The organism is Pseudoalteromonas translucida KMM 520, assembly GCF_001465295.1.
Lineage (GTDB): Bacteria > Pseudomonadota > Gammaproteobacteria > Enterobacterales > Alteromonadaceae > Pseudoalteromonas > Pseudoalteromonas translucida.
Map to the genome: position 1 here is coordinate 2,224,169 of NZ_CP011034.1, position 13,004 is coordinate 2,237,172.

Annotated in this window: 11 protein-coding genes; 8 read left to right on the top strand and 3 right to left on the bottom strand. The window is 41.9% G+C overall.

The genetic code is table 11. The features are described from left to right. The first annotated feature begins 43 nt into the window (after nt 1-43). Nucleotides 44-1,300, top strand: a complete 1,257-nt coding sequence (locus PTRA_RS10350; RefSeq protein ID WP_011328609.1) for an adenylosuccinate synthase — start codon at nt 44-46, stop codon at nt 1,298-1,300. Between the two features lie 124 nt (nt 1,301-1,424). On the opposite strand, the gene PTRA_RS10355 is transcribed toward PTRA_RS10350, so the two are convergent. Beyond that, nucleotides 1,425-2,114: a DUF3334 family protein gene (locus PTRA_RS10355; RefSeq protein ID WP_058373716.1), complete on the bottom strand. Its 690-nt coding sequence runs from the start codon at nt 2,112-2,114 to the stop codon at nt 1,425-1,427. Between the two features lie 116 nt (nt 2,115-2,230). Here PTRA_RS10355 and cmoA point away from each other — a divergent pair, with 116 nt between their 5' ends. From cmoA to PTRA_RS10380, 5 genes are all read left to right on the top strand, one after another. Beyond that, nucleotides 2,231-2,956 carry a carboxy-S-adenosyl-L-methionine synthase CmoA gene (gene cmoA / locus PTRA_RS10360; protein WP_011328611.1) on the top strand — a complete coding sequence of 242 codons (726 nt, stop codon included), beginning with the start codon at nt 2,231-2,233 and terminating at the stop codon, nt 2,954-2,956. 16 nt (nt 2,957-2,972) lie between these two features. Continuing rightward, a complete protein-coding gene (cmoB, locus tag PTRA_RS10365; RefSeq protein ID WP_058373717.1) occupies nt 2,973-3,941 on the top strand; it encodes a tRNA 5-methoxyuridine(34)/uridine 5-oxyacetic acid(34) synthase CmoB in 969 nt (322 codons plus the stop codon). A 189-nt stretch (nt 3,942-4,130) separates the two neighbouring features. Continuing rightward, the gene (gene purM / locus PTRA_RS10370; protein WP_058373718.1) at nt 4,131-5,183 is read left to right on the top strand and encodes a phosphoribosylformylglycinamidine cyclo-ligase; all 1,053 of its coding nucleotides are present in this window, start codon (nt 4,131-4,133) and stop codon (nt 5,181-5,183) included. Continuing rightward, entirely contained in the window at nt 5,183-5,830 is a 648-nt protein-coding gene (gene purN, locus PTRA_RS10375; protein ID WP_011328614.1) for a phosphoribosylglycinamide formyltransferase, read from the top strand. Before purM ends, purN begins: the two co-directional genes overlap by 1 nt. Next, a complete protein-coding gene (locus tag PTRA_RS10380; RefSeq protein WP_080516814.1) occupies nt 5,775-6,581 on the top strand; it encodes a DUF3108 domain-containing protein in 807 nt (268 codons plus the stop codon). Before purN ends, PTRA_RS10380 begins: the two co-directional genes overlap by 56 nt. Nucleotides 6,582-6,696: 115 nt before the next feature. On the opposite strand, the gene PTRA_RS10385 is transcribed toward PTRA_RS10380, so the two are convergent. After that, entirely contained in the window at nt 6,697-7,131 is a 435-nt protein-coding gene (locus PTRA_RS10385; RefSeq protein ID WP_058373719.1) for a PACE efflux transporter, read from the bottom strand. A gap of 118 nt (nt 7,132-7,249) precedes the next feature. Beyond that, nucleotides 7,250-8,014, bottom strand: a complete 765-nt coding sequence (locus PTRA_RS10390) for a class II glutamine amidotransferase (RefSeq protein WP_058373720.1) — start codon at nt 8,012-8,014, stop codon at nt 7,250-7,252. Nucleotides 8,015-8,325: 311 nt separating this feature from the next. On the opposite strand from PTRA_RS10390, the gene fadE reads away from it, so the two are divergent. Both fadE and PTRA_RS10400 read left to right on the top strand, forming a co-directional pair. After that, nucleotides 8,326-10,785 (top strand): acyl-CoA dehydrogenase FadE, encoded by a 2,460-nt coding sequence (fadE, locus tag PTRA_RS10395; protein WP_058373721.1) that lies wholly within the window; start codon nt 8,326-8,328, stop codon nt 10,783-10,785. Between the two features lie 191 nt (nt 10,786-10,976). Next, nucleotides 10,977-12,917, top strand: coding sequence for a S9 family peptidase (locus tag PTRA_RS10400; protein ID WP_058373722.1), 1,941 nt, complete (start codon nt 10,977-10,979; stop codon nt 12,915-12,917). The last annotated feature ends 87 nt before the right edge of the window (nt 12,918-13,004 follow it).

Genomic DNA, 13,004 nt, shown 5'->3' on the forward strand with positions numbered 1-13,004 from the left:
AGCCCGCATATCATATCAGCTTGTTCAATTTGGAGATTAAATTATGCCGTCAATTGTTGTTGTAGGTGCAAACTGGGGTGATGAAGGCAAAGGCCGCATCGTAGATTTTTTAGCTGAGAACGCATCAGCAAGCATTCGCTTTCAAGGTGGTAATAACGCCGGTCATACCGTTGTGAATGATTTTGGCACCTTTAAACTACATCAATTACCTAGCGGTATTTTTAATCCAGATTGCATAGCAGTACTTGGCCCTGGCATGGTAATAAGCCCTAGTGCCTTAAGTGAAGAAATAGCCGAAGTTAAAGCCGCTGGCGTTAATGTAAAACTGTGTATTTCCGATCGAGCCACTTTATGCCTGCCTTTACATGCTCTTGAAGACACCCTTGAGGAATTACGTTTAGGGGATGCTGCTTACGGCTCTACTCGTCAAGGTATTTCGCCAGCGTATGGCGACCGAGTAATGAAAAAAGGCATTTTAGTGGGTTGGTTAAATCAGCCTGACGTTTTACTAGAGCGTATTCAATTTATGCTTGATTGGAAAATGCCACAGCTAAAAGCCCTATACCCAAGTTGTGACTTTTCGCAAACAGCTGAAGAAATGACGCAGTGGTTACTCGATGTAACCGCACCTTGGCGTGCATTTATTTGTAATGTAACAGAGCCGTTAAAAGCACTACAAAAACAAAATGCTAATTTATTATTTGAAGCTCAGTTAGGTGCAGGTCGCGATTTAGTCTATGGCGAATACCCTTACACTACCTCTTCAAACGTAACGGCCGCTTATGCAGGCATAGGCAGCGGTTTACCTGCGCTTCGTCCTGAACGTGTTGTTGCGGTAGCAAAGTCGTTTAGCTCATCTGTAGGTACAGGTACTTTAGTTACTGCAATGGAAGAGCAAGACAATTTCCGTGAAAGCGCTAACGAATATGGCGCAGTAACTGGCCGTCCACGCGACATGGGCTACTTTGATGCAGTTGCCACGCGCAACGGTGTTGAGCTACAAGCTGCAACCGAAATTGCCTTAACCAAAATTGATTGTTTATCGGGTATGAAAGATTTAAAAATCTGTGTTGCCTATGACGGCGATCATAGCGAAAACCCAATTTGGCCACAAACGGCTGCATTAAGCCCTGTATATGAAAATATGCAACCTTGGGATGAAGACATAACCGGTTGTCGTACCTTCGACAGTCTACCAATTGCAGCGCAACAATACGTTGAGCGCATTGAAGCGTTAATGGGCGTACCAATAACTATGGTGTCTGTTGGTCCTGAGCGCGAACAGATGATTATTCGCTAAATAGCGCTATTGTGTTTAAATAACTGTTGGGTTTAATCATGCAACCCAACAGTTATTAATAAAGGCCAACACTGAGCTTGGCTGGTTTTTATGACCTTAACCACATAATTATTTTAACGTATTCTTACAGCCCTAGCCCCGCCATAAAATCGTCATCATCACTATCTTCTGCTTCTTTTGCAGCTTTAACTTTGGCTTTTTCTGCTTTTTGTTTTGCTTCGTTTTCGATAATATCGTCGGGATCTATTGCTTCTACAATGTCAAAGTCGTGTAATTTAATAAACTCAGTTTTATCCATTGCCAGCTCTAAATAAAATATATTTTGTTTACTGGTGGTAAACGTTACGCGGCGCGCTTGTGGGCGATCCATTGTGGTATCTACCGATATTTGTACCTGTTTATTAATTGCCATCATTTTTGGCTGATTTTGGGTAATAGAGGTATGTAATTGCTCGCGTACTTTAGAGGTAAAGTCGCCAACTATTTGGTTCATTAGCTCGCCTAATACGTTTGATACATCGTCAGATAAATGACTATGTGCTATTTCTTCCTCAGGCATGCCCATGTTACGCATGTAATCGCCATAAATTTCCATTGCCGCTTGCGATGTGAAATTAGTGATTACCAGCCCGGTAAAGCCACCATCAAATAACACAAAACAGCCAATATCTGGGCGCATACAAGTACGGGTAATTTTTTGCACCATAGCGGAGTAACTAACACTATTGCCACTGGCCGATGTGAGTACCCCTGTAACCGAGTGACAAAGGGTTGCCAATATATCATCGGTGCTAATAACTTTACTTTTGCTCATTTAATAGTCTCATTTATACTTATTTTTCATTATTCTAGCCAAGCTACTTAATTTATCACTGACTATCCAGCATAAAATGTTAAAATAGCGCCATTATTTTCAAAGAGACTGGCTTCGTGACCATTAAAGACAGTATTTATGCCTCTGAGCAACAAGTTAAAGACTTTAGTTTTGATCAAAACGTAGTCGAAGTTTTTCCTGATATGATCCAGCGTTCGGTGCCGGGTTACGCCACTATAGTGAGCACTATGGGTAAACTTGCCGGTGAGTATGCGCAAAGTAACTCTAACCTTTACGATTTAGGTTGCTCGCTAGGTGCGGTAACATTAAGTATGCGCCGTAATATTCGCACCGATAACTGCCATATTATTGCAGTAGATAACTCACAAGCTATGGTTGAACGTTGTAAGGTACATTTACAGGGCTTTAAGTCAGAAGTACCGGTTACCGTTACCTTAGGCGACATTAACGAGCTTGAAATTCAAAATGCTTCAGTGGTGGCAATGAACTTTACGCTGCAGTTTATTCCGCATGCACAGCGCCAAGCCGTGCTTGAAAAAATATACGCCAACTTAAAACCCGGCGGTGTATTGCTGCTGAGCGAAAAAATAAAAGCCGAAAACGAGCTGTGTGATAATTTACTAATTGACCTACACCACGACTTTAAACGCCATAATGGGTATTCGGAGCTTGAAATAAGCCAAAAGCGCACCGCTATTGAAAACGTAATGCGCCCTGATACGCTAAGCACGCACTTTACCCGCTTAAAAGACATTGGCTTTAGCCAAACTCAAGCGTGGTACCAATGTTTTAATTTTTGCTCAATGATCGCAATTAAATAAAGAGAGTAAGTAATTTATGTCTCAATGGTTTAACCAATTTTACGCCGCTATTGCCCAAAGCCCACTTAGTCACTGGCTAGAAACCCTGCCTGCGCAATTAAAACTTTGGCAGTTAGAGGCAAGTCATGGCGACTTACCACAGTGGCAAAAAGTGCTTAAAAATTTACCTGAGGTTAAAACTCAACATGTTGATATTACTACACAGGTAAAAATTGGCGCAGCGGGTGAAATAACCGATGGTGAGCAAAAACAAACCCTGCATTTATTAAAGCGTATGATGCCATGGCGCAAAGGCCCATTTAGCGTTCACGGTATTGAAATAGATACAGAGTGGCGCAGCGATTGGAAATGGGATCGCCTGCTTCCACATATTGAACCGCTCAAGGGCCGAACAGTGTTAGATATTGGCTGTGGCTCGGGCTATCATTTATGGCGTATGCGCGGTGAAGGCGCTCAGTTTGTAGTAGGCATCGACCCTTCTGACTTATTTTTGTGTCAGTTTCAAGCTATAAAACACTTTAACCCCGACGAAAACGTACACTTATTACCACTAGGTGTTGAAGCGCTACCCGAGTTAAAAGCATTTGATACGGTATTTTCGATGGGGGTACTTTATCATCGTCGCTCGCCTATCGACTTTTTAGCGCAATTAAAAGCACAGCTGCGCCCCGGTGGCGAGTTAGTCCTAGAAACCTTAGCCATCGAAGGCGACGAAAATACGGTACTTGTACCCACCGACCGCTACGCTAAAATGCGTAACGTGTGGTTTATTCCAAGCACCGCAGCATTAAAGCTATGGATGGAGCGCGTCGGTTTTAAAGATGTTCAAGTGAAAGATTGTGCGATTACCACCTTAGATGAGCAACGCAAAACTGCTTGGATGGAAAACGAATCGTTAGTCGACTTTTTAGATCCAAACGATACCAGTAAAACCATTGAAGGTTACCCAGCACCACTACGTGCTATTTTAACTGCTAAAGCATAGCGTTAACTGCAATATCAGCAAATAGTAAAAAACGCCTACGGGCGTTTTTTTGTTTATTTAGCCAGCAATTAGCGGACAAGTGTCCTGTTAATTATTTCAATACTATATTTACGCTAGCCGCGGTTACGCAATTGTTGTAAAATACGCGCGTTTCTAAGCAACCCAAAACAACTATTTTGAGGAAAACCTGTGAGCGAACAAAAACAGTCTCTAAGCTATAAAGACGCGGGCGTAGATATCGACGCTGGTAATGCACTTGTTGAGCGTATTAAAGGTGTGGTTAAAAAAACTCGTCGTCCTGAAGTAATGGGCGGTATTGGTGGTTTTGGCGCACTTTGCGAAATTCCAGCAGGTTATAAGCAACCAGTATTAGTTGCCGGCACTGATGGTGTGGGTACTAAGTTACGTTTAGCTATCGATCTTAAAAAGCACGACACTGTAGGTATCGACTTGGTCGCTATGTGTGTAAACGATTTAATTGTTCAAGGTGCTGAACCGCTGTTTTTCCTAGATTACTATGCAACAGGTAAGCTAGACGTAGACACGGCCGCCGACGTAGTAACCGGTATTGGTAAAGGCTGTGAAATTTCTGGCTGTGCCCTTATTGGTGGCGAAACCGCAGAAATGCCTGGTATGTACGACGGCGAAGACTACGATATGGCTGGTTTTTGTACCGGTGTTGTAGAAAAATCAAAAATTATTGATGGCACTAAAGTAGCCGCGGGCGATCAACTTATTGCGCTTGCTTCAAGTGGTCCGCATTCAAATGGCTTCTCACTTATTCGCAAAGTGCTTGAAGTATCTAACGCAGATACAAGCGCTGATTTTGAAGGCAAAACATTAGGTGAAACATTGCTTGAACCTACTCGCATTTACGTTAAACCACTGCTTGAGTTATTCAAGCACGTTGACGTACACGCGCTTTCGCACATTACCGGTGGCGGCTTTTGGGAAAATATCCCACGCGTATTACCTGCCTCTGCAAAAGCAGTAGTAAAAGGCGATAGCTGGCAGTGGCCTAGTATTTTTAACTGGTTACAAGAAAACGGTAACATTACTACGCATGAAATGTACCGCACATTTAACTGTGGTGTAGGCATGGTGTTAGTTGTTCCAGCCGACAAACTAGAGCAAAGCTTAAGCATGTTAAAAGACTTGGGCGAAAACGCATGGCACCTTGGTGAAATTCAAGACGCTAAGCCTGGCGAAGAGCAAGTTGAAATTGTAGGTGGTGCTAAGTAATGGCACCCACTCGTCTTGTAGTTTTAATCTCAGGCGGTGGCTCTAATTTACAAGCCATTATTGATGCCTGTGAAAGTGGCGAGATAAATGCGCAAATAGCGGCTGTTATTAGTAACAAAGCAGACGCTTATGGCCTTGAACGTGCTAAGCAAGCAGGCATTGCTACACAAGTGCTGAGTCATAAAGATTTTGACTCGCGCGAGGCCTACGATACACAGTTAATGAGCATCATTGACTCTTTTATACCGAATCTAGTTGTATTAGCTGGGTTTATGCGTATTCTTACTCCTAACTTGGTGCAAAAATATATTGGAAAAATGTTGAACATTCATCCATCTTTGTTGCCTAAGTACCAGGGGCTGAATACCCACCAAAGAGCAATTGATGCAAATGATGATGTTCATGGCGTAAGTGTTCATTTTGTAACTGAAGAGCTAGACGGAGGTCCGGTTATACTTCAGGCAAAAGTACCTGTACTCAAGGATGATACAGCAGACACATTAGCAAAACGCGTGCACGAACAAGAGCATATAATTTATCCTTTGGTGGTCAAATGGTTCAGTGAACACAGACTTACTATGGAAGCAGATTATGCAGTTCTTGACGAAACAAAACTTCCTGCACACGGCGCGCAGTACCCACAATAAAAAAATAAGTGCCCTGCTATTATGTGTGGGCACTTTACTTCCAACTAGCCTTATTGCCGGCGAATTGACACAGTACGAAGCTAAGTATGATATTTTACGCAAAGGTAAAAATCATGGTGAAGCCGTGCGTGAACTCAAAAAGATAAGTGACGATAACTACGAGTTAACCTATCACAGCAATATTGAGTGGATGATTTTTTCTGACTCACGCCAGGAAACCTCTAAATTTACCTTTAAAGATGGCAAAGTGAGCCCGCATCATTATTCAATGATCCGTACCGGCACTGGTCCTGATAAAGACTACAACATTGATTTTGATGCACAAAAAAAAGTCGTTAACAGTAGCCGCAGCGAATATCCGCTTGAATGTGAATGGACTGATGACTTTCAAGATGCTATTTCGTATCAGGTGCAAGTACGCGAAGGTTTGAAAAAAGGCGAAACCAGTTTTTCATTCCCATTAATCGATAAAAAAGGTAATCGCCGCGACTACAATTTTGAAGTTGTTGCAACAGAGATGATTTCATTACCTATCGGCAACGTAGAAGCAATTAAAGTAAAACGCTTATACGATAATGACAAACGCCAAGCACTTGCTTGGTTTGCACCAGAAATGGATTACATGTTAGTGCGTATGTGGAAAGGTGAAAAAGGAATGGAACAATTTGAAGTGCAAATAAACTCATTTACCGTGACAACACCTGTCATTGCCCCACCTGCTGATATTAAAAAAGTAACAAGCCCAGAGTAAGCAATTATTTTTAGCTACAAATGGCTTTATTACTATTAGTTTATATAAAGCGCGATGCAAATCGCGCTTTTTTTATACGTTTTGTTTCGCGATTAAATCTAAAAGTTAAACTTTATTAAGCCTCACTTTGCTGCTGCGCAGAAGCTGGCAAGCCAAAAACTCGATCGAACGCCCATGTAAAAACAATTGCATAAACAAAAAAGAATACAAAAAACCCAAGGTTCGCTATAAACGCACTCAGCACTGAAATTTTCAACCACAGCGCCATAACCGGTACTAAAATTAAAACAAGGCCACCTTCAAAGCCAATTCCGTGTAATAAGCGACGATTGAATGAGCGACCTTTTATTGTTTGCTGAGACTCCCAGCGTTCAAATAACGCGTTAAATATATAGTTCCAGCTAAGTGCTACGCTGGATAATACAAAAGCGAGGCCTATCGCCGAAGTTGCTGATTTATCAAACATAAAACTTATAATAGGGCCAACAAAAGCAATGGCAAATAATTCATACAACACAGCTTGTAGAATACGGCGTTTTTTAGGAGTCATAATATAATTCCGATAATAAATAATGTACTGGGTCAGCTCAATATAAAAGCTCGCGTCTACTTTACTACAACAATTTTTAGCGCTCTCAACTAAGCGCTAAATGCTAAAAATGACAAACTTAAATCAATTCACCCATCTTAAATAATACAAACTCACCCGGCTGCATTTTTTTCCAGCGTTCGTCGTTAGTCAGTGGTTTTGTTGCTATAACACTAACAACATCGTTGGGCGTGGTTTCTTCGTTAAAATCAACCACCATGTCAGCATCAATAAGCGTCGCTTTTCCAAAGGGCGCACGGCGAGTTATGTAATGTAAGTTATTGGTACAGTAAGCTAAAACAAATACGCCATCGGTCAGCAGCATATTAAATACGCCCTTTTCGCGCAGCGTATGCGAAAGCGTTGCTGCATAACGAAATACCGATGCCATATCCTCTGGCTTATTTGGGTACTTAGTGCGTATTTGATCCAGCAGCCAGCAAAAAGCCAACTCACTGTCAGTATCGCCAACAGGTCGGTAATGATCTGGCTTTAAATCATGATAATTAGATAACTGGCCGTTATGCGCATAAGTAATTTCGCGCCCCCATAGTTCACGCGTAAACGGATGCGTGTTTTCAAGGCACACTTTGCCACGGTTACCTTGGCGAATATGGCTAATAACCGACACACTTTTAATTGGGTATGCTTTAACTAACTTAGCAATTTCTGACTGGTAGCTTGGCTGCGGATCTTTAAAGGTTCTGCAGCCTTTACCTTCGTAAAATGTAATACCCCAACCATCTCTATGTGGCCCGGTATTACCGCCGCGCTCTAGCAGCCCCGAAAAACTAAAACAAATATCTGTAGGCACATTCGCCGACATGCCAAGCAATTCACACATAAAATAAATAACCTTTAAACCACGTATTAATAAATAACGTTATATTTTTATATTAAGCGTACACTATTTAGTTATGTGTACAGGCGTCTATATTTACTTAAAAAATAACATTTTACTATCAGATTAAATTTTTTTTGTCGCTATGAATGTATAGACTAAAGCTGTAACTTACTTTATTAACGTTGGCTCTATTAAATGAGCTGCTTTTTACGGTTATTTCGATCAAAATTTAACTACGTAAGGTACTTGAAACTTAGCGTTACTAGCGCTACTCTAACCAAGGTGGTCTGACCTCTAATAAGGAATTAGCAATGACACTCATATTTACACTCGGTTTAATCGCACTGCTCAGCGCAGCGGTTTACCACAGAGCAAGTTGGAACACCGCACTTGGTGTTTCTATTGCAACATTATTAATTGGTACCTTTGCGGGTGCTTTTGGTTTAATTAGTTGGATAATATTTTTAATTATAGCGGTGCCTCTTTCTGTTACTGGTATTCGCCAGCAATATATTGTTAAGCCTCTTTTTGCTATGTTTAAAAAAGTAACGCCTAGCATGTCTGATACTGAAAAGTCAGCCATTGATGCAGGTACAACATGGTGGGAAGCTGATTTATTTTGTGGTAACCCAGATTGGAAAAAGTTACACCAATACCCAGTGCCTAAGCTAACTATTGAAGAACAAGCCTTTATCGATGGCCCTGTTGAAGTAGTGTGCAGCATGCTCGATGACTGGGAAGCAACACACGAACTTACCGATCTTCCTCAAGATGTATGGCAATACCTAAAAGATAACAAATTTTTTGCCATGATCATCAAAAAAGAATATGGCGGTTTACAGTTCTCAGCATTTGCACAGTCGTGCGTACTACAAAAGCTAACCAGTAAATCAACCTTACTTTCGTCAATTGTTGGTGTACCAAACTCATTAGGCCCAGGTGAATTACTTCAACACTACGGCACAAAAGAGCAAAAAGACCATTACTTACCGCGCCTTGCCAGTGGCCAAGAAATTCCATGTTTTGCATTAACCTCGCCAGAAGCAGGTTCTGATGCAAGCTCAATTCCAGACTACGGTGTAGTGTGTAAAGGGCAATGGAAAGGCGAAGAAGTTGTAGGTGTTAGCCTTACATGGAACAAGCGTTATATTACGCTTGCACCCGTTGCTACGGTGCTAGGGCTGGCATTTAAATTACAAGACCCTGATGGTTTAATTGGTGATAATAAAGAGCCAGGTATTACCTGTGCACTTATACCTACCGATACTCCAGGGGTTGAAATTGGTCGTCGCCACTTCCCGCTTAATGTGCCGTTTCAAAATGGTCCTACGCAGGGTAAAGATATATTCGTACCGCTTGATTACATTATTGGTGGGCCAGATATGGCAGGCCAAGGCTGGCGTATGCTGGTTGAGTGTTTATCGGTTGGCCGTGCAATTACATTGCCGTCAAACTCAGCCGGTGGCATTAAAATGATTGCCGTTGCAACAGGTGCCTACAGCCGTATTCGTCGCCAGTTCCGCTTACCTATTGGTAAAATGGAAGGCGTTGAAGAGTCGTTAGCAAAACTTGCCGGTTATGCATATAGCTCTGATGCTGCAGTAAGCATGTCTACCGGTGCGGTAGATTTAGGCGAAAAACCTTCGGTTGTTTCGGCTATTATTAAATACCACCTTACAGAACAAATGCGTGACTCTACCCTACACGCCATGGACGTACTTGGCGGTAAGGGGATCATGCTTGGGCCAAATAACTATTTAGGTCGTGGTTATCAAGGTGCACCTATTGCGATTACCGTTGAAGGTGCCAACATTTTGACCCGTAATATGATTATTTATGGTCAAGGTGCAATTCGCTGTCATCCGTTTGTACTTACCGAACTAGGTGCGTGCGAAATTGAAGACCGTGAAGAAGCGCTAAACGTATTTGATAAAGCATTAATGGGTCACATTGGTTTTACCATGTCTAACCTTGTACGCACTAAATGGCTCGCGTTAACAGGTGCTCGTTTTACAAGTGTGCCATACAAAGACGAAACCGCTGAGTTTTATCGTATAGCGTCGCGCTTTAGTGCATCACTTGCACTTATGTCTGACATTAGCATGGCAGTATTTGGTGGCTCACTAAAACGTAAAGAGCGTATCTCTGCTCGCTTAGGTGACTTACTAAGCTACCTATACTTGGTGTCTGCAACGCTTAAACGTTATAACGACGAAGGCCGTAAAAAAGAAGACTTCCCGCTAGTACAGTGGAGCTGTCAAGATCATCTGTATCATTGTCAACGTGCACTTGCTGATTTAATTAATAACATGCCTTCTGCTCCACTGCGTGGCGTATTAAAAGTATTGTTATTCCCGTTTGGCCGTCCGGTTCGTAAACCTACCGACCAGCTTGAACACAAATTAGCGCAAATACTACAAGTACCTAGCGAAACGCGTAATCGTTTGGCAAGCTATGTGTATTTAACAAATGAGCCACTTAACCTTGTAGGTCGTCAAGAGCAAACGCTTAAAGACGTACTTGAAGTTGAGCCATTATTTGACCGGGTATGTAAAGAAAAAGGCCTTAAACTGCCATTCTTTCAGCTTGATAAAGTAGCGCAAATGGGCCTAGAGGCTGGTATTTTAAGCCAAGCAGAAGCTGACAAGTTAGCCGCTGTAGAACAAGCTCGTTTAGACGTTATAAACGTTGACGACTTTGATCCTGCCGATTTACTCGCTGGTAAAGCAGCTCGTAATAATAAACCTAAAAAGGCTGATGCAGCTAAATAAGCCCAGCATCTACTTTTAAGTTATAAAAGCCAGCACATTATGTGCTGGCTTTTTTGTGTGTAAGATTTTGATACACTTTTATTGTACATAAAACCAGCCATTCATTGCGTTTAAAAACTGTTCAGGTAAAACTGCTATAAATACTTTAACCTAAATTCGGGTTATAAAAACAACAGTGAAGGAACGTAACAATGAAGCAAATTATTAAACTTACAATAATTACATGCGCAGTTACCCTAGCGCTCTCTGGTTGCAGTGAATCAACCAACTCATCCTCATATACAGCCCCGCTAACCAGCTCTAAAGCGCATGTAAAAGAACTGAGCACTTACTCAGCTGAAACATTTTTTGATACCACCTCAATTATGGGGAGTAGCTTTTCACCCCATGGCGATAAAATTTTAGTCAGTAGTGATGAAAGTGGCATTTACAGCCTATATGAGGTTAATGCCCAAACAGGCGGCAAAACTCGCTTAACCGATTTTACCGACAGCACCTACCCTATCCGCTACTTTCCAAATGATGAGCGGGTGTTGTTTACCAAAGACACGGGCGGTAACGAACGCTTTCATATTTATGTACGCGAAACTGACGGCACAGTAAAAGACTTAACCCCAGGGGATGAAACCCGTGCTAGTTTTGCCGGCTTCACTAAAAATGCCAGCCAATTTTTTATTACCAGCAATCAGCGTGATGCTAAGTTTATGGATTTATATCGCGTTAATAGTAAAACCTATAAAGTGACGCCTGTTTATCAAAATACTTTAGGACTAAATGTAGGTGCAATAAGCCCAAATGGTCGTTTTATTGCGCTGTCTAAAAGTAATAGCAACAAAGACAGCGATACCTTTATTTTAGATACTTATACTAAAACACTAAAGCCACAGTTAATTTCAAAACACCATACACCCGCTCAATATAGCCCTGAAACCTTCTCTGCGGATAACAAATACTTATACTACTCTACAGACGCTAAAGGCGAGTTTTCGCAGGTGTGGCGTTATGACCTAGCTTCTGGCGAGCACAGCCCAGCTTTAGCCGATGACTGGGACGTAAGCTTTATTTATTTTTCAACGTCAGGGCGTTACCAGGTAAGTGGCGTGAACGCCGATGCCAGCACCAAAGTAACCGTGATCGATACGCAAACGAATAAAGAAATTGCCATGCCTAAGCTACCGGCAGGTAATTTACGGGGTGTGAGCTTTTCAGCTGATGAGCAAAGCATGGCCTTTTATTTAAATTCAGACACTGCACCTAGTAATTTATTTGTATGGCAAGTAGGCAGTAATAACGCGCAGCAATTAACTAATACACTCAGTAAAAAAATTAACCAAAACGATTTAGTGCAAAGCACTATAGTACGTTTTAAGAGCTTTGATGGTTTAGAAATACCAGGTGTTTTATATAAACCCAAGCAAGCGAGTAGCACCAACAAAGTGCCTGCGTTAATTTGGGTGCACGGTGGGCCGGGCGGACAAAGCCGCACCGGTTATAGTGCAATGCAACAGCATTTGGTAAATCATGGTTACGCCATTTTTGCAGTTAATAATCGAGGCAGCTCGGGCTATGGTAAAACCTTTTTTCATTTAGATGATAAAAAGCACGGCACCGATGACCTTCAAGATATTGTATACGGCAAAAAACATTTACAGAGCTTAGAGTGGGTCGATACCGATAAAATTGGCATTATGGGTGGTAGCTATGGCGGCTTTATGACCGCGGCAGCCCTTGCCTTTGAACCCGAAGAGTTTAAAGTTGGGATTAATATTTTTGGAGTTACCAACTGGGTACGTACACTTAATTCTATTCCACCTTGGTGGGAGAGCTTTAAAAAGTCGCTGTACGACGAAATGGGCGACCCGGCAACAGACGGTGATCGTCACCGCGCCATTTCACCGTTATTCCACGCTAAAAACATCATCAAGCCACTTATGGTTATTCAAGGCGCTAACGATCCGCGCGTGTTACAAGTTGAAAGTGATGAGCTTGTAGCTGCAGTTAAAGCCAATGGCGTACCAGTTGAGTATGTATTGTTTGACGATGAAGGCCATGGTTTTAGCAAAAAAGAAAATCGGATCACGGCATCAAACGCTTACTTGAAATTTTTAGAGCAGTATTTAAAAGCTGAATAAGTTTGCGCTGATTAATTTATGCCTGCATTTTTGTGGGCTTTTTTATGTGCTAAGGAATATAGAATATAATTCATGATTGTATTTAAA

Excerpts from the sequence above, each read along its gene's own strand:
- PTRA_RS10350 (WP_011328609.1), top strand. The coding sequence starts at position 44 with ATGCCGTCAATTGTTGTTGTAGGTGCAAACTGGGGTGATGAAGGCAAA.
- PTRA_RS10355 (WP_058373716.1), bottom strand. The coding sequence starts at position 2,114 with ATGAGCAAAAGTAAAGTTATTAGCACCGATGATATATTGGCAACCCTT.
- cmoB (WP_058373717.1), top strand. The coding sequence starts at position 2,973 with ATGTCTCAATGGTTTAACCAATTTTACGCCGCTATTGCCCAAAGCCCA.
- purN (WP_011328614.1), top strand. The coding sequence starts at position 5,183 with ATGGCACCCACTCGTCTTGTAGTTTTAATCTCAGGCGGTGGCTCTAAT.
- PTRA_RS10380 (WP_080516814.1), top strand. The coding sequence starts at position 5,775 with ATGCAGTTCTTGACGAAACAAAACTTCCTGCACACGGCGCGCAGTACC.
- PTRA_RS10385 (WP_058373719.1), bottom strand. The coding sequence starts at position 7,131 with ATGACTCCTAAAAAACGCCGTATTCTACAAGCTGTGTTGTATGAATTA.
- PTRA_RS10390 (WP_058373720.1), bottom strand. The coding sequence starts at position 8,014 with ATGTGTGAATTGCTTGGCATGTCGGCGAATGTGCCTACAGATATTTGT.
- fadE (WP_058373721.1), top strand. The coding sequence starts at position 8,326 with ATGACACTCATATTTACACTCGGTTTAATCGCACTGCTCAGCGCAGCG.
- PTRA_RS10400 (WP_058373722.1), top strand. The coding sequence starts at position 10,977 with ATGAAGCAAATTATTAAACTTACAATAATTACATGCGCAGTTACCCTA.